General features: G+C 51.9%; 17 protein-coding genes. 14 read left to right on the top strand and 3 right to left on the bottom strand.

Annotation, left to right across the window (positions count from 1 at the left end; translation table 11 throughout):
- Window positions 1-77: 77 nt before the first annotated feature.
- The 6 genes from OXI60_07630 to OXI60_07605 all read left to right on the top strand — a co-directional run bounded on the left by OXI60_07630 (window position 78) and on the right by OXI60_07605 (window position 7,256).
- Entirely contained in the window at window positions 78-1,625 is a 1,548-nt protein-coding gene (locus tag OXI60_07630) for a Do family serine endopeptidase (protein ID MDE0309681.1), read from the top strand.
- Window positions 1,626-1,770: 145 nt separating this feature from the next.
- Window positions 1,771-2,532: a response regulator transcription factor gene (locus OXI60_07625; protein MDE0309680.1), complete on the top strand. Its 762-nt coding sequence runs from the start codon at window positions 1,771-1,773 to the stop codon at window positions 2,530-2,532.
- 70 nt (window positions 2,533-2,602) lie between these two features.
- The gene (locus tag OXI60_07620) at window positions 2,603-4,036 is read left to right on the top strand and encodes a HAMP domain-containing sensor histidine kinase (protein ID MDE0309679.1); all 1,434 of its coding nucleotides are present in this window, start codon (window positions 2,603-2,605) and stop codon (window positions 4,034-4,036) included.
- Window positions 4,037-4,097: 61 nt separating this feature from the next.
- Complete coding sequence (locus OXI60_07615; GenBank protein MDE0309678.1) at window positions 4,098-5,009, top strand: triphosphoribosyl-dephospho-CoA synthase; 912 nt, start codon at window positions 4,098-4,100, stop codon at window positions 5,007-5,009.
- An 82-nt stretch (window positions 5,010-5,091) separates the two neighbouring features.
- On the top strand, window positions 5,092-5,598 hold the full coding sequence (gene fae / locus OXI60_07610; GenBank protein ID MDE0309677.1) for a formaldehyde-activating enzyme: 507 nt from the start codon (window positions 5,092-5,094) through the stop codon (window positions 5,596-5,598).
- A 725-nt stretch (window positions 5,599-6,323) separates the two neighbouring features.
- Window positions 6,324-7,256: a LysR family transcriptional regulator gene (locus OXI60_07605; protein ID MDE0309676.1), complete on the top strand. Its 933-nt coding sequence runs from the start codon at window positions 6,324-6,326 to the stop codon at window positions 7,254-7,256.
- A 248-nt stretch (window positions 7,257-7,504) separates the two neighbouring features.
- Here OXI60_07605 and OXI60_07600 read toward each other — a convergent pair whose 3' ends face one another.
- Window positions 7,505-7,855 carry a hypothetical protein gene (locus tag OXI60_07600; protein ID MDE0309675.1) on the bottom strand — a complete coding sequence of 117 codons (351 nt, stop codon included), beginning with the start codon at window positions 7,853-7,855 and terminating at the stop codon, window positions 7,505-7,507.
- 391 nt (window positions 7,856-8,246) lie between these two features.
- On the opposite strand from OXI60_07600, the gene OXI60_07595 reads away from it, so the two are divergent.
- The 7 genes from OXI60_07595 (at window position 8,247) to OXI60_07565 (ending at window position 15,946) form a co-directional block, all read left to right on the top strand.
- Complete coding sequence (locus tag OXI60_07595) at window positions 8,247-9,053, top strand: ABC transporter permease (GenBank protein MDE0309674.1); 807 nt, start codon at window positions 8,247-8,249, stop codon at window positions 9,051-9,053.
- 11 nt (window positions 9,054-9,064) lie between these two features.
- The gene (locus tag OXI60_07590) at window positions 9,065-9,874 is read left to right on the top strand and encodes an ABC transporter ATP-binding protein (protein ID MDE0309673.1); all 810 of its coding nucleotides are present in this window, start codon (window positions 9,065-9,067) and stop codon (window positions 9,872-9,874) included.
- 60 nt (window positions 9,875-9,934) lie between these two features.
- Window positions 9,935-11,080, top strand: coding sequence for an ABC transporter substrate-binding protein (locus tag OXI60_07585; protein ID MDE0309672.1), 1,146 nt, complete (start codon window positions 9,935-9,937; stop codon window positions 11,078-11,080).
- Window positions 11,081-11,216: 136 nt separating this feature from the next.
- On the top strand, window positions 11,217-12,101 hold the full coding sequence (locus OXI60_07580; protein MDE0309671.1) for an FAD binding domain-containing protein: 885 nt from the start codon (window positions 11,217-11,219) through the stop codon (window positions 12,099-12,101).
- A complete protein-coding gene (locus OXI60_07575) occupies window positions 12,098-12,589 on the top strand; it encodes a (2Fe-2S)-binding protein (GenBank protein ID MDE0309670.1) in 492 nt (163 codons plus the stop codon). Before OXI60_07580 ends, OXI60_07575 begins: the two co-directional genes overlap by 4 nt.
- A gap of 12 nt (window positions 12,590-12,601) precedes the next feature.
- Window positions 12,602-15,016: a xanthine dehydrogenase family protein molybdopterin-binding subunit gene (locus OXI60_07570; protein MDE0309669.1), complete on the top strand. Its 2,415-nt coding sequence runs from the start codon at window positions 12,602-12,604 to the stop codon at window positions 15,014-15,016.
- 42 nt (window positions 15,017-15,058) lie between these two features.
- Window positions 15,059-15,946, top strand: a complete 888-nt coding sequence (locus OXI60_07565) for a polysaccharide deacetylase (protein ID MDE0309668.1) — start codon at window positions 15,059-15,061, stop codon at window positions 15,944-15,946.
- A 228-nt stretch (window positions 15,947-16,174) separates the two neighbouring features.
- Here OXI60_07565 and ggt read toward each other — a convergent pair whose 3' ends face one another.
- Window positions 16,175-17,896, bottom strand: coding sequence for a gamma-glutamyltransferase (gene ggt, locus OXI60_07560; GenBank protein MDE0309667.1), 1,722 nt, complete (start codon window positions 17,894-17,896; stop codon window positions 16,175-16,177).
- Window positions 17,887-18,759, bottom strand: coding sequence for a SprT-like domain-containing protein (locus tag OXI60_07555; protein ID MDE0309666.1), 873 nt, complete (start codon window positions 18,757-18,759; stop codon window positions 17,887-17,889). Before OXI60_07555 ends, ggt begins: the two co-directional genes overlap by 10 nt.
- Window positions 18,760-18,974: 215 nt before the next feature.
- On the opposite strand from OXI60_07555, the gene OXI60_07550 reads away from it, so the two are divergent.
- Window positions 18,975-20,201 carry an acyl-CoA dehydrogenase family protein gene (locus OXI60_07550; GenBank protein MDE0309665.1) on the top strand — a complete coding sequence of 409 codons (1,227 nt, stop codon included), beginning with the start codon at window positions 18,975-18,977 and terminating at the stop codon, window positions 20,199-20,201.
- The last annotated feature ends 205 nt before the right edge of the window (window positions 20,202-20,406 follow it).

The raw sequence follows: 20,406 nt of genomic DNA, 5'->3' as shown, positions 1-20,406 counted from the left end.
GATTCTTAACTGCAGTAATTTTCCATAGGGCTATCGTATTGACTCAATCGCATGACTATTTTGGATAGGAGTCCAATATGAAATCAAAAATTATACGTTCGCCGATTCACTGGTGGATTGCTGTGGCAGTCATCGTGTCGATTTCAGCACTCTTGCTCACGCGATCCATACCCTCTGTGCTCGCGACGGATAGCTCTCCGGTCAATTCAGGCCTGAGCGCCAACGTCATGCACACAGGATTCGCAGATCTGGTTGAGGCCGTCGCACCGACCGTGGTGTCCATCCATGTCCAGAAAAGCAAGCTGGTTGAAAGTTCGAACACGATGGAAAAATTCTTTTTCAACTTGCCGGAAGAATTGCGAAATTCACCTTATCTGAAGTTCTGGGAAGATTTCAGTCCTGAACAGATGATTCCGCACGACAATCGCAGACCTCGCAAGGAACGAAGAAGATTTGGCCAGCAAGTAGGCGGTTCGGGAGTGATTATAGATACCAAGGGGTACGTGATCACAAATCATCATGTCATTGACGATGCTGAACAGATTCTGGTCACGACGATGGATGGAACCTCATACCCGGCCAAACTGGTTGGTGAGGATGCCCTGGCGGATCTTGCGGTCCTGAAAATCGAAAGCGAGGCGTCGTTTCCGTACGTCGAATTCGGAAACTCTGAGCAAGTCCGGGTCGGCGACTGGGTTGTTGCGATCGGTCATCCATTCGGATTGACCGGTACTGTGACTCTGGGTGTGCTCTCAGCGAAAGCCAGAACGATGCCCACGGCAGCGCCACAAGTTCCTCTCATTCAGGTCGACGCAGCGATCAATGAAGGAAATTCCGGGGGACCGCTTTTCAACACAGCAGGCCAGGTGATTGGTCTGAACACCCTGATTTTCTCGCCTACTGGAACCAGTGTCGGTCTGAATTTCGCGGTGCCGTCCGAAGTGTTGAAACATGTGTCTTACCAACTGATCGACAATGGCAGGGTTTCACGCGGGCAGCTTGGCGTCCTGATCCAGAACATTACGCCTGACATGGCGGGCATCCTGAGCCTGGAAGAGGAATCTCAGGGACAGTGGGGCGCGCTGGTCGCGGATGTCTATCCAGACAGTCCGGCAAATAATGCTGGAATCATGGCTGGAGATATCGTTGTTGAATATGACCGCAAACCGGTTGACAAAGTCGTATCCCTGCAATCCATGGTCAGGCAGACCAAGCCCGGGCAAGAGGTGACCGTGGTCGTCATCCGGGACGGGGAGAAAGTTGCCCTGGACGTCAAGATCGGTGACATGGCAGGCAACGGTGAAGTGACGGTTGCTCAGGATGATGGGGATCAGCCATCAATCGGAATCAAGCTCTCGGAATTGAATCCGGAACTGAGAGCGCAGTTGGACATCAGCGACGGTGTCGATGGAATCGTCGTTGTTGAGGTCATGCCTGGAAGTCCGGCGCAGACGGCCGGTTTGCGTCCGGGTGATGTCATTCACTCATTGGATCGCCAGACTGTCAGTTCGGTAGATCAGTTCCTCGGCAGCTTTGAGAAGATTGCTGAATCCGGATCAGACAAGGTGTTGCTGCACATCGAGCGCAACGGTTCGAAGAGTTTTACTGTAGTGGACCTGTCCTGATGGGTTTCACGTTCTGATTTTTCCTCCAAACTCCTCTTTTGCCCGTCGCGGATGCAAATCCGGCGACGGGCTCTTTTCTTGCTATGGGGTGCAAATTCTAATAGACTAAATCACATGTTGTTCGACGCTGTGGGAGACAGCAGCAATGGATAGGAAGCGGAAAATTCTGTTGATCGAGGACTTGGAAGTCATTCGAAAGGATTTTACGGAAGTTTTGACTGAAGCCGGATATCAGGTTGATACCGCAGTTGACGGCCTCGATGCCATGGGTAAAATCGAAAAGTCCGTGTATGACCTGGTTATTCTGGATAGAAAGCTCAACGAGAGCAACCCATACGGAAGATATAACAACGGCGTCGAATTCGCTGAGTATCTTCGCGACAAGGGTCATGTCATGCCAATTCTTGCGGTCAGTGCGTACATCCCGGCTGAAGATGATGTGCTCAACATGAAGAAAGCCGGGATCAACGGATTTCTCAGGAAAAAGGATCTGAATCCGACAACGATCCGCGAAAAACTGCCGCAGAAAATCGAGTCCACGATATCAAGCTGGAAAAACGAAAAGCAGTGCGCCGACAAGCCGAAAATCTCAGTGGGCGATTTCACGCTCGACCTCCAGACATGGGTTCTCAATGTGCGCGGTACGCAAATCAAATGTACAAAAATGCAGCGGGATATTCTTGAGGTTCTGATGAGGAAGCCGCGCAGTATCGTGACCCGAGAGGAAATTCACGATGCAGTGTGGAAGTCTGCCATCAGAAAGGATAAATACGAAAAGACCATCGCAACTCACATTTCCAATCTGAATTCGAAATATCGCGAGCAAACCTCGAATCAGGAAAAATTCGTCGAAATGGTCGGGGACGGCTATGTCTTGCGGCACCAGGCATTGGGACTGACCGAATAGAACGGTCGCGTCCCGATCGCAATCGTGCGGACTGTAGACTGTCAACACCCATTGATGCAGGAGACCGTGTGTGATCGCCATTAAGGAAAGGCTTTTTTTCCATTTCAGGAACTCGAGTTTCATTCTTGCGGTCGTGTTCGCGACCCTGATCGGTGTGGCATTCATCGTGACCTGGTCGGTCATGGGGTATTTCACGGTTCAGTACCAGTACGATCTTCTGGACGATGAGATGCGAGAGATTGTCAGTTCGAACTTTTCGAGTGACGGGGAGCCGCATTCAAAGTCGAAGCTGGTGAGAATTGTTGCGGATCGCAGCCATACCCAGATCCCCACCGGTCCGTATGTATATTTGCTATGGGATGCCGACCGGTTCAACGCAAACTGGCTGGCTGGAAACCTGCTGTCGAAGCCGGAGTTTGACTATGACAAATACGGCCGCGGCCGTTTCAAAGTGTCTTACGAAGGTGACTTGTATGAGTACTACGGCAGGGCGATAAGGATTTACGATACCTACGTTCTTCTTGTCGGAAGGAAGTTCACCACCAACGCGTTCCTGGACAAGCCGATTTACTGGACTTTATTTGCCCTGTTCATGATCATGCTGAGTATCTGGGGCTCCAGGATTTTCTCCAGGTATCTTGCCCGGCGCATGCAGGATTTCAATACGACCATCAGCGATGTGATGGACGGAACCGACTTGGGCGAACGGATCCCGCTGGAACAGCGAGAGGACCAGATCGAAAAGACTGCGAAACTGTTCAACGAGATGCTGGACAGAATTCAGACCAATGCCCAGCACAGCAAGCTCGCTACGCAGGAAATTGCCCATCGGATCATGAGTGATGTCTGGAGCGTGGAGAGCCACATCCATCAGATGAAACGGGCAATCGAGAAGTCCGATGACAACCGGCGGTTGGCTGATACAGTCACCGCTGCCGCTGATGCTGTTATCAATCTTCGGACCGGAATCGATGGTCTGTATGAATTGCTCTGCATCAAGAATGAGCCGGTTGTGAAAGTGGAAATAACTTTGCGCGATCTGATCGAAAAGTGCCAGATGAATGACGCGGAATCCGAATTTTGGCAACTCGCCGCGGAGAAAGGGATTCAGGTCGAAATCGACGAGGAGGCGTTTGATTCAAGAATCATTCTCGCGTCGGAAGTCCATCTGAAAACCGCGATCAGCAATTTGCTGGCCAATGCCGCAAAATATACGCCTGATGATGGCAGGATCATGATCTGCGTTGAGCACGATGCGCGCGGAATGACAATCGTAGTCTCCAACTCCGGAAACGGAATCAAGGCCGAGGACCGCGAGCGGGCGACCAAGGCGTTCATCCGGTTGAACCAAGGCCAGCCGGGAGCCGGGATGGGACTGCATATCGTTTCGGACATTGCAAATGCGCATCGGGTGGACCTGATTCTTGAGGATGAGTCTCCAGGCGAGATCGAACCCGGTCTGAGAGTGAAGTTGGGACCATTCCTGATGCCGGACCGTCGGTAGCGAACGCCCGTGACGGTCGCCACCAGGCATGAATCACAGCTCCAATCATGGTTTGAACTGAATGGTCGGGTCGCCACAACGCGAGATTCCCCACTCGCTTGTCGAGCGAATCGAAAAGTGGAACACAAAGGCAACCACCGAATTTGACTGTTCCATGACCAGGATGTTCTGGCATGCTTGCGTAAGCGAGCTGACGGCAGTCAAACCCGGTAATGTTCATTGTTTCGCTGCCGGTCACGGCATGGAAGTCGAACACTTCCTCAAAAGTGCATACGCGGTGGCGGGTGTCCTTGGGAATTCTCAACTGGGGACTGCACAGAAGATTTACCAGTCGGTTCAGGCAACGCGACAGGCAGTGGCAATGAATACGAACTTGGGGATTATTCTGCTGTGTGTTCCGATTGCACAGGCGTGCAGCGCAATGCCGACCAAAACACTTCAGCAATCTGTGCATGATGAGATTGAGGCCTTGGGTATTCAGCGCTCGAGACTGATTGTCGATGCCATCCGGTTGGCTGCCCCGTCCGGACTCGGAAAGTCCGCCCGTCATGATGTCTGCGAACCTGTGAATGCGACGATTCGGGAGATTATGGCGTTCGCTCAGGAATCGGACATGATCGCCCGCCAGTATGCGACCGGGTTTGCGGACGTGTTTCAGTTCGGATTTGACGCAATGGCGCAATTCGATTCAGACCAATCCGAATCTGTGACCGGTTTATATCTTTGTTATCTCAGTGCATACCCGGATACCCACGTGTGCAGGCAGCACGGTCTGGCAGTTGCCAAAGAGGTGCAGAATGAGGCCGGTGAACTATGTCGCAAGTTTCAGCAAGCAGGATTGACTGGTGCGTTATTTGATCAATTGCTATCTGTCGATACCCAATGGAAACAGCGGGATATCAATCCGGGCACCAGTGCCGACCTGACAGTCGCAACTCTCTTTGCACACCAGCTTGTAAATGAAGTAAATTAGTTGACGTAACTGACTCGTACAAAACTGATAGATTTCCGGCAGGATGTCTATACCGATTTTCAATGGAAAAGGAGAGGATAAGATGACGATTGATAATGTGAGAGTAGGGGAATCTTTGGTCGGTGACGGCAATGAAGTTGCTCACATCGACCTGTTACTCGGCCCGCGCGGCTCTGCCGTCGAAACGGCATTTTGCAATACGTTGTGCAACAACAAGGACGGCTTCACAAGTTTGCTCGCAGTTGCGTCACCCAACGTTCCGGCGAAGCCGAACACCGTAATGTTCAATAAGGTGACCATGAAAGGTGCGAAACAGGCGGTGCAGATGTTCGGACCGGCACAAAGAGGTGTTGCCATGGCGGTAATCGACAGCGTGGAAGATGGCACGATCCCGGCTGATGAGGCTGATGATCTGTTCATTTGTGTTGGTGTGTTCATTCACTGGGACGCCGAAGATGATGCAAAGATCCAGGACTACAACTACGAGGCGACGAGGGAAGCCCTCAGGCGGGCTGTTACCGGCAAGCCGACCGCACAGGAAGTGATCGCCCAGAAAAGTGCGTCGCATCCGTTCGCGGCACACGACTGATATCGGTTCTATTGCTGTAAGTGCCGGTTGCGGTTATCGCAGCCGGCATTTCGACGGGAAGACTCGCGATCCGCGGCCACACCTTAGCGCCGTGGATCACAACCGCCGACCAGCACGCCGGTTGGTGCAATCTGAATGATGTTCAACCCAACGGTCGGGTTATTGACTTCAGACTGAGAGTTTTTCAAAGGTGCGCTTCGTGGCGATGCAAGCCTGTGGCCGGGGTTTCACGATCGGAGTCGTAAGTTCCAGTAGATGGAGCTTGCGGTTAGTGCCGCCGCGGCAGGTGGAGATCTTTGTGGTGAACAGCAAGACTGCGGTGAGCGGATCATCAAGATAAAGGTATGCCTGCGCAGGAAGAGCCAGAGTAGTTGTACCGGAGCATGCAAACCGAAATTTAGATCAGGTGTCCTGTGTGCGAAAATCATCATGGCACACGGACAGCATTCATGCCTCCTCAATGGCAGGCCGGATTTACGACCGAACCCCGGGTTGTGTTTATCAACTCGCAAACTTTGCGCTTGCAATCCGAGAGGTTTCCATACAAGAATTTCTCCGCCCTGACCCAACGGCAATGCAGTAGACATGACGGGCGAGTCGAAATAAAATCACTACCTAATCATGAACTGGAAACCTGCTTGTTCAATGAGGCGACTGTCTGCCCGACAGCATAAAGACCAGTAGAAATACTACATGACAGTTTCAGGATATCAAGGGACGTTGCAATGACTATCCAGCTATCAGATATCGATATTCGTCAACTGAAGGTATTTCGGGCGGTGGTCGAGTGCAATGGCTTCACGAACGCCGAGGCCGTCCTCAATATCAACCAATCAACGATCAGTCACCAGATGATCAATCTGGAGGCTCGGCTGGGAATCAATCTTTGCGAGCGCGGACGTGGCGGCTTTAAGCTGACGGAAAAGGGTAAACATGTATACGAGGAGACACTGCGGCTGTTTAAGGCGCACGAGCAGTTTCAGTACGCTACAGGTGAACTGAAAGGCAAGTTGAGCGGTTACCTGAATATCGTACTCATTGACAATGTGGTAACCGATCCAAATTGTCCGATCGTTTCGGCATTGAACAAGTTCAACAAGCGCGACCACAGCGTCACGATCTCCATCGAAACTGCCGCTCTGCCAGGCGATATAGAGCGGTCACTGCTGAATATAGATACGGACATAGGAATTGGAACATTCGAGAGAAAGGTACCGGGATTAAGATACAGAAAGATTTATTCGGAAACCAACCATCTGATGTGCGGATTCGCACACCCGATCGCACAATTGCACGATTTGCAGAACGTGCCAGCTGAAGTCAGACGGTCTCGAAAGGTCACTCGCGGGTATCTGAATCACCATGACATCAGTCAGCTTGAACATGACCCGGAAGTCAATATTGGTGTCGCCCAGTCACTTGAAGCACAAGCAATACTTATCTTGGGCGGTAGCCATATCGGGTTTCTACCCGTTCACTACACCATGGAATGGGTCAAGCAAAATCACATGAAAGCAATTTCTCCAGATTACATTACCTACAAATCGCCGTTTTACGTAGTAACCCGAAATTCACCAAGAAAATCGAGGACTATCGACGTATTCATGACTGACTTGAAGTCCGCTATAAGAGAATGCAGCGGTAAAAAATGGGAATAACCGTCAATTGCTGACAAGCGCAAGGTCAATCCGATTTTTTGATTCCTGGAAGATTTACACCGGGCGGAGTTGAGCATGGATTTGGGCTTTACGCCCATCAGGACTTGCCGCCGGCATTCGTTCAAAATTCGATGTCGACCAGCACGTGACGCTTGCCATGGCACCGGAAAACCGCAGTCTCAATCTGTCAGATGCGCTTGCGGTCGCGGTCTGCGAAGCCTGGCGACAAAACGGTTTCAGCCCGCATTCTATGACTGAAATGCACTGGATGACTGTAATCTGAGATAGTTTCCCAGACAAGGAATCGGGAATTTGTATTGAGTCAGCGGTCCCTTGGCAGGAGCGAGCAGCCCAGCATGCAGGGACTCAAGCATCAGCGCTGATTTGCCAGCACCGGGTGCGCCTTGAAATATCATTGTGCTGTCACCGATTCTGCCTGCGCGCAGATTATTGGCAGCTTTCTGAAATGCTTCGAATTCGGCATCTCGACCGAAAAAGAACGGCTCTCGACCGACTTCGGCCCTATCGGTCTGATCTATCCATACTTCTTCTTCAAGAAGCTCAGCTGGCGGCGGTTTCGGAAAAGGTTTCTGTTCCATACGGATGTTGATTGAATGCTTGTCTTTCTATGTCGAAAAACGGTCAGATTCAGAAACTGGTTTCAAAAAAGTCGGATTGATTTTACACTTGTCCGCGATTAACGGTCATTCCCTGAAAATGGGATCCGCATCCAATTCGTTTTTTGGCCTGATCGTCAAGGGGATCATTAACCGCCGTTAATCCTCTGCAACCCTCAATGGCACGCAAAAAAACCAAATCTTCTCGGGTCATCCGACTGCCCTCAATTCTATTGCCTGTCGGGTTATCAATGTAAGCATAGAAAATTGAATATGTAGAAGTGTGATCTCAAACACTACCATAGTCCCTGCGATTGTGTTGCTTGGTTAGCGGATCGCGACAGTAAACTGACAATTTTCGAAGGTAGAACGGGTGCAGAAAAGGAAACAGATACTGAAGCTGCTCTCGCCTGTAGGGCCACGACAGTCTGTGGTGCTCGGAATCACAGGCGGCGTAATATTCTTTCTGATTTGGGAAATCGGGCATTACGTGACACCGGCGGAGAGCAAGCGATTTCTGCCGTCTCCACAGCATGTTCTATCTACGCTTTACACACTTATAGTTGCAAAGGATTTTCTGTCCGATATCGGAATCAGTCTGTTTCGGATCATTGGAAGTTTTGCCGCCGTGTGCATCGTCGCCACTCCCCTGGGTATATTCATGGGGTGTTTTGACAACATGCGAGCGTTGATCAATCCAGTTGTTTCCGGAGCTCGTTACCTCCCGGCAGCTTCGTTCATCCCCTTGTTGCTGGTCTGGTTCGGACCGACCGACACCCAGAAAATGGCACTGCTTTTTCTGGGTGTGATTTTCTTTCTCATTGCCTTGATACTGGACAATGTCAGAGCCGTCCAAAAAGAGCTGATTGAAGCGGCATTGACAATGGGAGCGTCCAGACGACAGATCGTATTTGGCGTGGTTGCGCGCGCTGCTTCACCCGCCATTTTGGACTCTATGCGAAACATGATTGCTGTCGGTTGGACTTATCTGGTGATCGCCGAAATCGTTGCTGCGCAAGATGGAATCGGTGCGGTGATGATGAGGGCAGGCAGATTCTTGAAGGCCGACGTCATCATGGCCGGAATATTAACGATCGGTGTACTCGGAGTCTTGACGGACATTGCGTTCCGGGTAATTTCTTACTACGCCGTGCCGTGGAACCGAAAACGATCCGAATAGTCAAATCGTCGATGAACACCAACGCTGCAACTGATTCTTCCAGCGAGCCTGTAATTCGCTGTGTCGGCGCGACCAGGCGTTATCTAGGCGGTAAATTTACTGCTTTAGAAGATGTTTCCCTGGATTTCATGAAGTCACAAGTGACCGCACTTGTCGGACCTTCGGGCTGTGGCAAGACGACTGTGTTACGCCTGATTTCCGGTCTTGAGGAGGCTACGGAAGGCCAGATTTTTGCAGACGGAAAACCCATTGATGGGCCTGGACCGGATCGGGGAATGATTTTTCAGGCCTATACCTCCTTTCCGTGGTTGACAGCACTGGGGAATGTCGAGTACGGGCTGAATATCTTGAAAGTACCAAAAACCGAAGCGCGGGAACGGGCGATGAAACTTCTCGAAAGCTTTCACCTCGGGAAATTTGCACATTCCTATCCTGCAGAACTGTCAGGTGGCATGAAGCAGCGTGTCGCTATCGCCAGGACTCTCGCGCAGAATCCACAGGTCTTGCTGATGGATGAGCCTTTCGGAGCATTGGACGCCCAGGTTCGATGGGAGATGCAGGAAATGATGATTGAAATCTTATCCCAAGAGGAAAAGACAGTAATTCTTGTTACCCACGACATACAGGAAGCCATTTATCTGGCGGACCGGGTCGTATTTTTTAGCAGTAATCCAGGGCGGGTAAAACACGACGTTGTTCTTGAATTCAAAAACGGAAAAAGGTTCGCCCGCAAGGAAGACATGCTGGTGTTGCCAGAGTATGCGAAGATCGAAGCCCAGTTGTTTGCTTGGATGAGGGAGGAAATACAAGAATTAGACTGAATTGAGCAGTCGTGTGAGAAATATATAGTTTTTATGACCCAGCAAAATGGAGGTGTCAAAATGAGATGTTCAAACACAGTTGCCCGGATTATCGGTTGCATGGCAGTGATGCTTATGCTGCTGGTTCCGCCGGCTATCAGTGCAAAGGAGAAAGTCGTAGTCTCGATCATTTCGGTTTCGGTCTACGGAGGGTGGTACATCGTCAATGAGAAAGGATTCGCAGACAATATCGAAGTTGACGTGCAGATAATTGAAGACATCACTGCACGAAACGCTGGTCTTTCCAGCGGTGATATCCATTGCATCATGACAACCATGGACTCGACTGTGGTCACCGCTGCTGCAGAGGTTCCAGTCCGGCATGTTGCTGTGCCGCTGATGTCATACGGGTTAGACCAAATGATTGCTGTTGCTGATGTGAAAACTGATGCAGACCTCAACGGTCGAACCTATGCTGCCGACTACGGATTCCTGAATCATATGTGGATGCTGTTGACCTTAAAGCGAGCCGGGCTGGCTTACGATGCTGCGAGACACAGCATCATGCTGCCCCAGGACGCCGCGGCGGCGTTCGTGAGCGGAAATCTTGATGTCGATGTGAATTTTGTCCCGTTTACCGAGCAGTCGCTGCAACTCGAGGGTTCGCACGTGCTCAAGACAAGTCTCACAGACAAAACCTGGGAGCGGGGTTTGATTTCCGACTCGATTGCTTGCAGTCAAAACTTTCTGGATGAATCTCCACAGGTTGCGAAAGAGTTGATTCGCGCATGGTTTGAGGCTATCGATTGGTGGAAGCAGAACCCCGACGAGGGTAATGCCATTGTCGCAAAAGGACTCGATTGGCCGGAAGCTGACGTCCGGCTCACACAAGCAGGAGCGTTGATGCTCAACTTGAACCAAAACCTAGGCGCACTGGGAATTGGTGACGGGCAACCGGTCTGCAGTTCTCTTCCAGAGGGCGTGGAACAACCGCCGGCTGAAGACAGCGGATGGGGTGCGCTTGTAGGCAGTGACTCGGACTGTGAAGCAGGATATCTGGAGTCGACCTGGGACTTATTCAATGAAATTTACCAGGAAGCGCAGGTCATTGACAGCACGATATCTTTTGCCGATGGAACGGACAGTTCAATCATTGAAGCGCTGTATGCAGCAGGCGTTCACAGTGATCTGAATTCCAATTTGTGGATAGGGCGACTGGAGCCCTAGGCGCAACGGATAGGTCGAATGACGGCTTGCTCAGAAACTCGTCAGTTTTTGCTCATGCCGCATTCGACCCTGCTGCCGCAATCGAATGACCAATGGAAAAATTTCGAAGACTTAAATTAGCGAGAAGGTTAGTGCTATGGAATCACATTTTGAATACTTAAGGCCTGGTTCGACCAAAGAAGCGTTACAGATGAAATCTGAATTCGGAGATCGGGCAAAGTTCTGGGCTGGCGGTACGGACATGGTGCTTCGCTGGCACCGTGAGATCGATCAGTTTTCCTATTGCATCGATATTACTTATCTGAATGAGATGAGCGACATCGCAGTAGGAAAAGACAGTATCCGAATAGGTGCGCTGGTAAGCCTGTCAACACTTGAACGCGCCGCAGACCAACATCACATCCTAAAGACGTTGAGTGATGTTACCAAGTTGATGTGTACACCGCAAACTCGAACACTGGCTACAGTCGGGGGCAACTTGATTAACGCCTCTCCTGCCGCAGACTTGACGCCACCTTTCATTGCTATGGATAGCTTGGCTGAAATCGCCACCGAAAACGGAACTCGTACAGTTCCGATGGACCAATTTTTCAAAGGTGTCAATAAGACAGTTGTCGCAGATGATTTGTTATCGACGATTGTGATTCCACTGCCTGAAAATCAGCGCAAGGCGGCCAGATACCACCGAATAGACCGAACTGTCGTTGATATCGCACTGGTCAATGCATCGACATCAATTTCAGTGGATCGGTCCAATACGATCACGCGTGCCGGAGTGGCATTGGGCGCAGTCGCTCCAATTGTTGTCAGGTCTCCGGCGGCGGAAAAGTTTCTTCAAGGAAAGTCCATAGAATCGATATCGCAAAGTGATATGGACGAAGCGGGTGAGATCGCATCGTTGGACGGCAAGCCAATATCGGATGTGCGTGCGAGTGCGCAGTACAGGCAAGCCATGATCAAGGTGATGACCGCCAGATGCATCAAGGATTGCGTTGAACAGTTAAGAGGCATGGATCAATGAAAATTAAATTGAATGTCAATGGCGACACGGTCGTGATGGATAGCCCGGCAAACCTTACGCTGGCGGACCTGTTGCGTAATCAGCTCGGATTGTATGGAGTTCGAGTCTCCTGTGCTGAAGGCGAATGCGGGTCTTGTACCATTTTGGTCGATGGAGAACCCATGACCTCTTGCATGATGCTGGCACACCAGGGCGAAGACAAGGAAATTTTGACGATTGAAGGATTGGGAACGCCGGATAATTTGCATCCGATTCAGGAAGCCTTCATCGAAGAGCAAGGATTTCAATGTGCGTTTTGCACTCCCGGATTCATTTTAAGCGCAAAGGCTTTTCTGGAAGAAAATCCTGATCCGACCGAGGATGAGGTTGCTTTCGCAATGAGCGGAAATATCTGTCGTTGCGGTGCTTACCCCTACATCGTAAAGTCCGTAATGAATGCAGCCGAAAGGTTGCGCTTGAATCATCCGGATACGAAGGAACAACACTAGGCGAGGTGAGAGATGAAATACAAGATAGACGAAAACTTCCCAAATGGCACACCCAAACCGATATTCGGTGTACAAGGCGGTATGTCTGACCAGGTCAACGGCATGAAAGTGATTGGTCGTGGATTTCCTGTCAAGGACGCTGTGGAAAAGGTGACCGGGTCGTTGAAGTATGCGGTCGACATGACCGTGCAAAACATGGTGCATGGCAAGATTTTGCGTTGTCCGCACGCGCATGCCCGCATCCGAAAAATCGACACCAGCAAAGCTGAGGCTCTTCCTGGAGTTGTTGGCGTTTTGACTCACGAGGACGTCCCGCAAAATGATTGGGAAGCTGCATGGTTCAACTATCGAGGAAAGGTGTTGGACGGTGTTGGAAGATTTGTAGGTGATGATCTTGCGGCCGTGGCTGCGACAACAGAGGAAATTGCGCAAAGAGCCATCGAACTCATCGAAGTGGAATACGAACTCTTGGATGCGGTGTTTGACATGGAGGAAGCGAGAAAACCGGACGCCCCTCAAATTCGGGAAGAGGGCAATGAAAGAGATCCCTATGTCGTCCGTTGGGGCGATACGGAGGAAGGTCATGACTTAGCTGACCATACGGTAGAGTGTGACATCTTTTATCACAGTCAGCATTATGCCTCCATCGGTCGCAACGCTGCCATTGCAGAGTGGATGGGGGACAAAGTGACGCTTTGGACATCTTCACAGACGCCGACCGAAACGCGGGACGGAGTACATGAGGCGCTTGGCATTCCGTTGAGCAAGATTCGCGTAATGGCGCTTCCTGCCGGAAGTTCGTTCGGGCAGTGGTGGAGTAACAACTTCATGATGATCACCGTATTGCTCGCACAGAAAGTGCGTCGGCCTGTGAAAATCGAACTTGATAATGAAGAATGCATGAATTCGGTCAAACGTCGCCACATGGAAAGAACCCGTGGACTGATGGGGTGCACTTCCGATGGGCAACTGACCGTAGCGAAAATCGACCATCTGATCGATAACGGCGGATATGGCTTCAAGGATGATGTCGGATTCTTCTGCGTTGATATGTGGGGGAAGGCGTTACACGGCCATTATGCAATTCACGGAATCAATACCAATCTACTGACCGCTGGCTGCATGCGGGGTGTTGGAGACTGTACTCTTGGCGCCAGTGTTGAACGTATGTGCAACCAGCTCGCCGAAAAGGTCGGCATGGATCCGGTCGAGTTCAGAATCAAAAACCAGATCAAACCTGGCGATGAGTTGAGAATGCAGCATTCGAAAGACAATCTGCATCACGACAGCGTCGAGGAATATCTCGCCGCTTTACCCGAAGAATATCGTGACCGGTGGCCTAAGCCGTTTCATCTTTCAAGCGGGTCAACAGAAGAAATTCTCAGACGCGGCGCCAAGCGTTTTGGCTGGGCCGAACGATGGAACGGATGGGGCAAGCCCTCCAGCGTCGATGGTGTCAAGCATCGTGCCGTCGGAGTCGGAACCGGAGCTCACGTATGCGGCGTGGAATTCGAAGGCAATGCATCTGCCATGGTCAGGCTCAATCCGGATGGAAGTTTGAAAGTACATTGCAGCGTGGGAAGACAGGGACAGGGGAGCGAAACTACACAAGCCCAGGTTGCAGCCGAAGAAATGGGATTGCCCATGTCAATGGTTGAAGTGGAAACCGGCGATACGGATTCCTGTCCATGGAGTCACGGCTCTTTGGCAAGCAACACCATGTTTCGGGTCGGCTGGGCGACGCGGGAAGCGACGCGCGATGCAAAAAGACAACTGCTTGAGATTGCAGCCATGGACGTGTTCAAGGACTCGGTCTCAGATGAATTGGAAATTACGGAGGGATTCATTCACCGAAAGAGCAATTCATCTGATTCGGTTTCTATTTCGGACGTATTGAACATGTATCGATCAGATACCTTGGGGCAGACCTCCTCGATCACTGGTCGTCCTGCTGTTCCGATGCCGCCGTCGACGACATTTGCAAGACACTTTGGAGCGCAGTTTGTCGAGGTGGAAGTTGACATTGAAACCGGACAAGTCGCACTTCTCGATTACCTGGCATGCCAGGACAGCGGCACAGTGGTGAATCCGCAAGTATTGAAGAACCAGGTTATCGGTGGTGCGATATGCGGAGCTGGGTTCGCTCTATATGAGCACCTGGTGTTTGATGAGAATACCGGTGCGATCAAAAACGCGAACTTGCTTGACTACAAACTGCTCAGGGTGGCAGATTTTCCGCATAAAGCGGAAGTCATGTTCGGTGATTCATACGATCCGGTTGGACCATTCGGAGCACGCGGGGCTGGTGAGGCTCCAATTGCCGCGTCGATCTCGGCTGTTTCGCAAGCGGTCTACAACGCAATCGGAGTTTGGGTCGATTTGCCCATGACACCGGAACGTGTCACACGGGCTTTGGGAAATGTCTAGCTGGCATTTTGTGTCATCAATTTTGAGCGAAATGGAGTCGATATGATTTCAAATCCAGTACCGTGGCCGGAAAATAAACGCTGTGCCGTTGCCTTTACTTTCGATATGGATGCCGATAGCATAATCCATCTAGAGCATCCCGAAAATGCTCATCGGCGAGTATCGGCTTTGTCGATGTTGCGATACGGCCCGGAAGTGGCCGTTCAGCGAATCCTGCAAAGTTACAAGGAATTCGACATCCAACAAACCTTTTATGTGCCAGCTTGGTGCATAGAGCAATACACGCCATCGGTAAAGGCAATGGTGGACGGTGGCCACGAAGTGGCACATCACGGTTATATCCACGAAAATCCAAACACGCTTGCTCCAGACGAAGAATTGTACTGGTTGAAACGCGGAATCGACGTTATTGAGAATGTCACCGGACAAAGGCCTCGCGGATGGAGGGCCCCACTTTATAACTTTTCCGATTCATCAATAGATTTTCTCATTGATGAGGGATTCAGTTACGACGCTTCACTGATGGGTGACGATATTCCGTATTTGCTTACAACGGACAAAGGCCGACTGCTGGAATTGCCGTCTTACTGGGGCATGGACGACTGGCCACAGTTTGTTCACTCAATTGATTTGAACTATATGATGCCACTGCAGTCTCCCACTCGGGGCATGGATGTGTTCAGAGATGAATTTGATGCCATGTACAAACACGGCGGTTTATGGGTCACAGTCTGGCATCCGTTTGCCTCAGGAAGACTGGCGCGATGGGAGAAGGTTGTTGAACTTATTGACTACATGAATGGCAAGGGCGATGTCTGGTTTGCCAGAATGGAAGACATTGCAGCACATGTATACCAATGCATTGAAGAAGGAACCTATACCCCGAGAGTCGATAAGTTACCTTACTATGAAGGCGCAATAACGATCTGATGCGAACTGTGATCCATGCAAGGGGACAAAGGCGTTTCGTCATTCCCCATGGTGTAGCTTCAGCAAGCTATATTTCAAAATCATGCCAATTTGACGCCGGTTCCAGCGGTGGCAGTGATTGGTGACATTCAGCTGCCGCGCCGAATCCATTCGCAGTGCAAACTGATACCGGCTCAACTGCTGCGAATGCCGGCCGCGGCTTTCATAGCCGGCATTTCGACGTGAAGACTAACGGCCCGCTGCCACACCTTCGCGCCGAGGATCAGAGCCGCCGATCAGCACCCCGGCCGGCGTAATCTGAATGATGTTCAGTCCAGAAGTCAGGTTCCTGACTTCGATTTCGTAACCCAATTTTTGAAGCCCATCCACTACACGGGCGGGTGTGTGCGGTTCGACGGTGATGCGATCGCTGTTTCGGTGCGAGATGTGTGGCAACGCGGAAGCCTCGGCAGGATCAAGATTGTAGACCAGCATCGCGAGCAGACTCTGTGCTACATATTCGGGAATTCGGTTGCCGCCGGGTGATCCGGCAATCAGCAATGGTTTGTCGTCCGAATAGACAATCGTCGGGGACATGGACGATCGGGGGCGTTTCCCCGCTGCCGGCGCGTTCGCGATGAGCAAGCCATCGCCGCTCCAGGCACGGAACGAGAAATCGGTCAGTTGACTGTTGAGCAGGACTCCGCCCGCCATCCGGCCGGAACCGAATGCGGTTTCGATTGAGGCGGTCAAGCTCACCGCAAGACCATCGCGGTCGATTACCGAAATGTGGGTGGTGCCCGGCAAATCCACTTGCAGATCAGGCGCCTGACGTGCGGCGGATCGTTGCGGCGGCTCACCGGCGACTGCTTTTTCCTCGGGAGCGTTGAGAAATTCGAAGAGTTGGGAACGGGACCTGATGTAGTCGCGGTCCAGCAGGCCCTTGACCGGCACCTTGATGAAATCAGCATCTGCCAGATAGTATGCCCGGTCGGCGTAGGCCAATCGAGAAGCGCTTGCGAAAAGGTGCCAGAGCATCGGTTCGTCGACCTTGAATTCTTCCAGTTCGAACTCATCAAGCAACATGAGAATCTGCCCGACTGTAGTCGCACCGGAAGACGGTGGTCCCATGCCACAGATGCGATATTTCCTGAACGGGTGACAGATTGCCGGCCGTTCAATGATTTCGTAACTGTCCAGATCATCCAGGCTGAGCGTGCCCGGACGCGGGTTTCGGCTGGCGGCCGCGACAATGTCATGTGCCAGCTGGCCCGTATAGAAGAATCCCGCGCCGTTTTCGGCGATGCGCTCCAGAGTGCCCGCCAGTTCCGGCTGTTTCAGGATTCTTCCGGCGGACAATGGTTTTTGCTCAGAAAAAAAGACTTGCGCGGCGTCCGAGTCCAGCAGACGGCTGGAATATGAGTCGAGCAAATGGGCCAGACGGGAGCTGACCTCAAATCCGTCTCGTGCCAGACGGACTGCCGGTTGAAATAGCTCCACCCAAGGTAATTTTCCGTGCAGACCGTGCAATCTTTCCATCAGGCGCAGCAATCCGGGAACGCCAATGGAGCGGCCGGAAGACAGGGCTTCAGGAAACTTCAGTGGCAGGCCGTTTTCGATAAAGAGTCCGGGCGTAACCCCCGCCGGCGCTTTCTCCCGGGCATCCCAGCTCGTCAGTCCGGAAGGGCTGTGGACCAGTGCGAACGCACCGCCACCGATTCCGCTTGATTGCGGTTCAACCACGTTCAGGACCAGCAAGGCGGCAATCGCCGCATCGACTGCCGACCCGCCGGCCGCCATGATCTGATCGCCTGCAGCGGCCGCGATGGGATTGGCGGCCGCGATCATGTATTCGTGTGTCTCAACCGCGAAGTTTGCCCGGATGTTTCCCTCGGCTTCAGGGTCGGTCTGGGTTTGTGCTGAAGCGAGTTGAGCGAGCAGTGCAGAAGCGAGAAGGACAGTCAGCCGCATGAATCAGGACCGCTCAGTGACCTGCTGATGCTGGCACTCAGTGACTTCCAACGCTCAGGCGAGTAATATTCGTACGTCACCGGAGTCCGACAGTGCTTGCATACGAGATTGCGGTGTGCTTGCCGGGCGGTAAACCAGCCGCAGTTTTGACAGCTCATGATTAGTTTGGGCGGTGTGAATTCCTGATCGTGGGTCCGCTTTGCGCTGCAACCGATCTCCTTGGCCTTCGAATGCCAGATATGGCTGTGCCCATGCTCGGGGCCTACGAGTGCATGAGCGATCTCATGCAGGATCGTGTCCCTGATGTCGCTATCGCTTGCGTTCAGACAGAACTCTTCCGACATGGTGATCGTTTTGTCAGTGTAATTGCATTGGCCGAGACGGCGGCTGGCGCAATCGAAGTTGAAGCGCCACTCATCGAGCTCATGGTGTCGGATCAGTTCGTCAGCCTGTGTGGCGATCGTGTCTAGGCGTTTGCGACGTTCCGAATTGATTTCAGAAGAACCGACTGACTCAAGCTGCGCATACGGTACGTTCCAGTATCGGTTGCCGACCCGGACCCTGGCGTACTTCGGATTCTTGCGAACCATCGTGCCCGAACGTCTAGTCCCGCGATCGGTAAATTCAACTTCATCATCGATGCGGAATTGGGATTTTTTCAGTTGATTTCGGGTATATACACGTTTGGGTCTCACACCTTCTCGAAGTCTCAGTGCATAAATGTGCTTGCGGTGCTCTGAACCATCCTCAGCAATGATTTCCGCCACGCTCCCTCTGATCGAGGCGATGTAGCCTTTCCTCGGTTGATTGTCTGCCGCAAGGTACGAAACAGGATCGCTTACTCTGAAAGGATGGCGGGCCATTTGCGCATTAATAATGGAATTAGATCGTTTCTCGTTGGATAGGCTTCCAGCTGCCGGAAGCTTGGCTGTCGGCACAAATCCTGACAGTCCGGATTGTCGGTAAATAATACCACCGACAGATTGAAACTTGAGCCCAACAAATCAACCGGCAGTGAAATTACAATAGCGTTATCGTTTCAATCATCCGAATTCCAATCAGGTACAAAGGCCAGCAGATGAGTCGACCGGATCGAACCGAAGAGTTCAGGACCATCGCCAGGGAACTTGCTGCAAAGTTTGCTCCCAGAGCCGCAAAATGGGATCAGACGCAGACCTATTGCTGGGAGAACATCAGCGATCTGGTGGATGCCGGATTGATGGGAATGACGATCCCAGCGGGGTATGGCGGTCGCTCCGCATCCTTTTACGATACAGTCGTCGTGGTGGAGGAAATTGCCAAGGCCTGTACACTCAGCGCACGGATTGCAGTCGAGTCCAACATGGGAGGAATCAGCGCGATCATGGCCTATGGCGATGATTTTCAGAAGAGCTACTGTGCACCGATTGTGCTGGCTGGCGATAAACCGGCAATCTGCATCACCGAACCGGAAGCAGGCAGCGCAGCGAACGAAATGCAGACGACAGCACGGAAAGCAGGTGATGAATACCTGATCAATGGCGTCAAGCATTGGATAACGGGTGGAGGTGTTTCAAAACTGTATCTGATATTTGCGCGCGTGGAAGACCCCGATGGGAAAAGTCTGGGAATCGGAGCGTTCATTGTGCACCGCGATCCTGAGATGGGCATCAATCCGAAAGGATTTACCGTTGAGGGACGAGAAAACACACTTGGATTGCGGGGCATGCCCGAGGCCCGTCTGCGATTCGATGATCTTAAGGTTGACGCAAGATTCATGCTGAGAACACCGTCCGGTTTGCGTCGGGGATTCGCCGAATTGATGAGTGCCTATAACAGCCAGAGGGTCGGTGCGGGAACCATCGCGATGGGGGTTGCGGCCGGCGCGTTGGACCATGCCAAGCGCTATCTGAAAACCCGCCATCAATTCGGACGACCGATCGCTGAGTTCCAGGGGTTGCAGTGGATGATCGCGCAGATGGATGCCTCGGTGCATGCGTCCAGGCTGTTACTGCACGAAGCTGCCCGGTCTGGCGGATCGAATGGAAGTCCTTTTCCTGACATGCTTTCAGCTGCCCGGGCGAAACTGTTCGCGTCGGAGACAGCCATCCAGGTGGTCAGTGACTCCTTGCAGATGTTCGGTGCACGAGGATACGGTGATCAGGAGCCGCTGGAGCGAATGTTCCGGGACGTAAGGATGTTTACGATCGGCGGCGGCACAGCACAGATTCTGAAAACCCAGATTGGGAGCAGCCTGCTCGGAATCAAGTCGCCTCAGACACGCGATGGATTTCATCGGATGGTTCAGTCCGGAGTGCTGAAGTGACAGGAACCGAAAATCAGTTTACCCTGGGTGACTTGGCACTGATTGGGGTTTCGAGGTGTCAGCCGCGCAATTCCGGACTTTGTTGCGATCGTCAGATAACATTGCGGCAGATTGTCCAATATCCAGCATTCGGGAAGTGATAGTCTTCGATTCGTTATCGGCAGGTTCCTTCTCATTGCCGTGGGAACATCGAGATCGACCTGGG

The sequence above is a fragment of the Acidiferrobacterales bacterium genome, assembly GCA_028820695.1.
Lineage (GTDB): Bacteria > Pseudomonadota > Gammaproteobacteria > Arenicellales > JAJDZL01 > JAJDZL01.
Note: the sequence above shows the minus strand (reverse complement) of the source record. Positions and strands in the feature narration are given on the sequence as shown.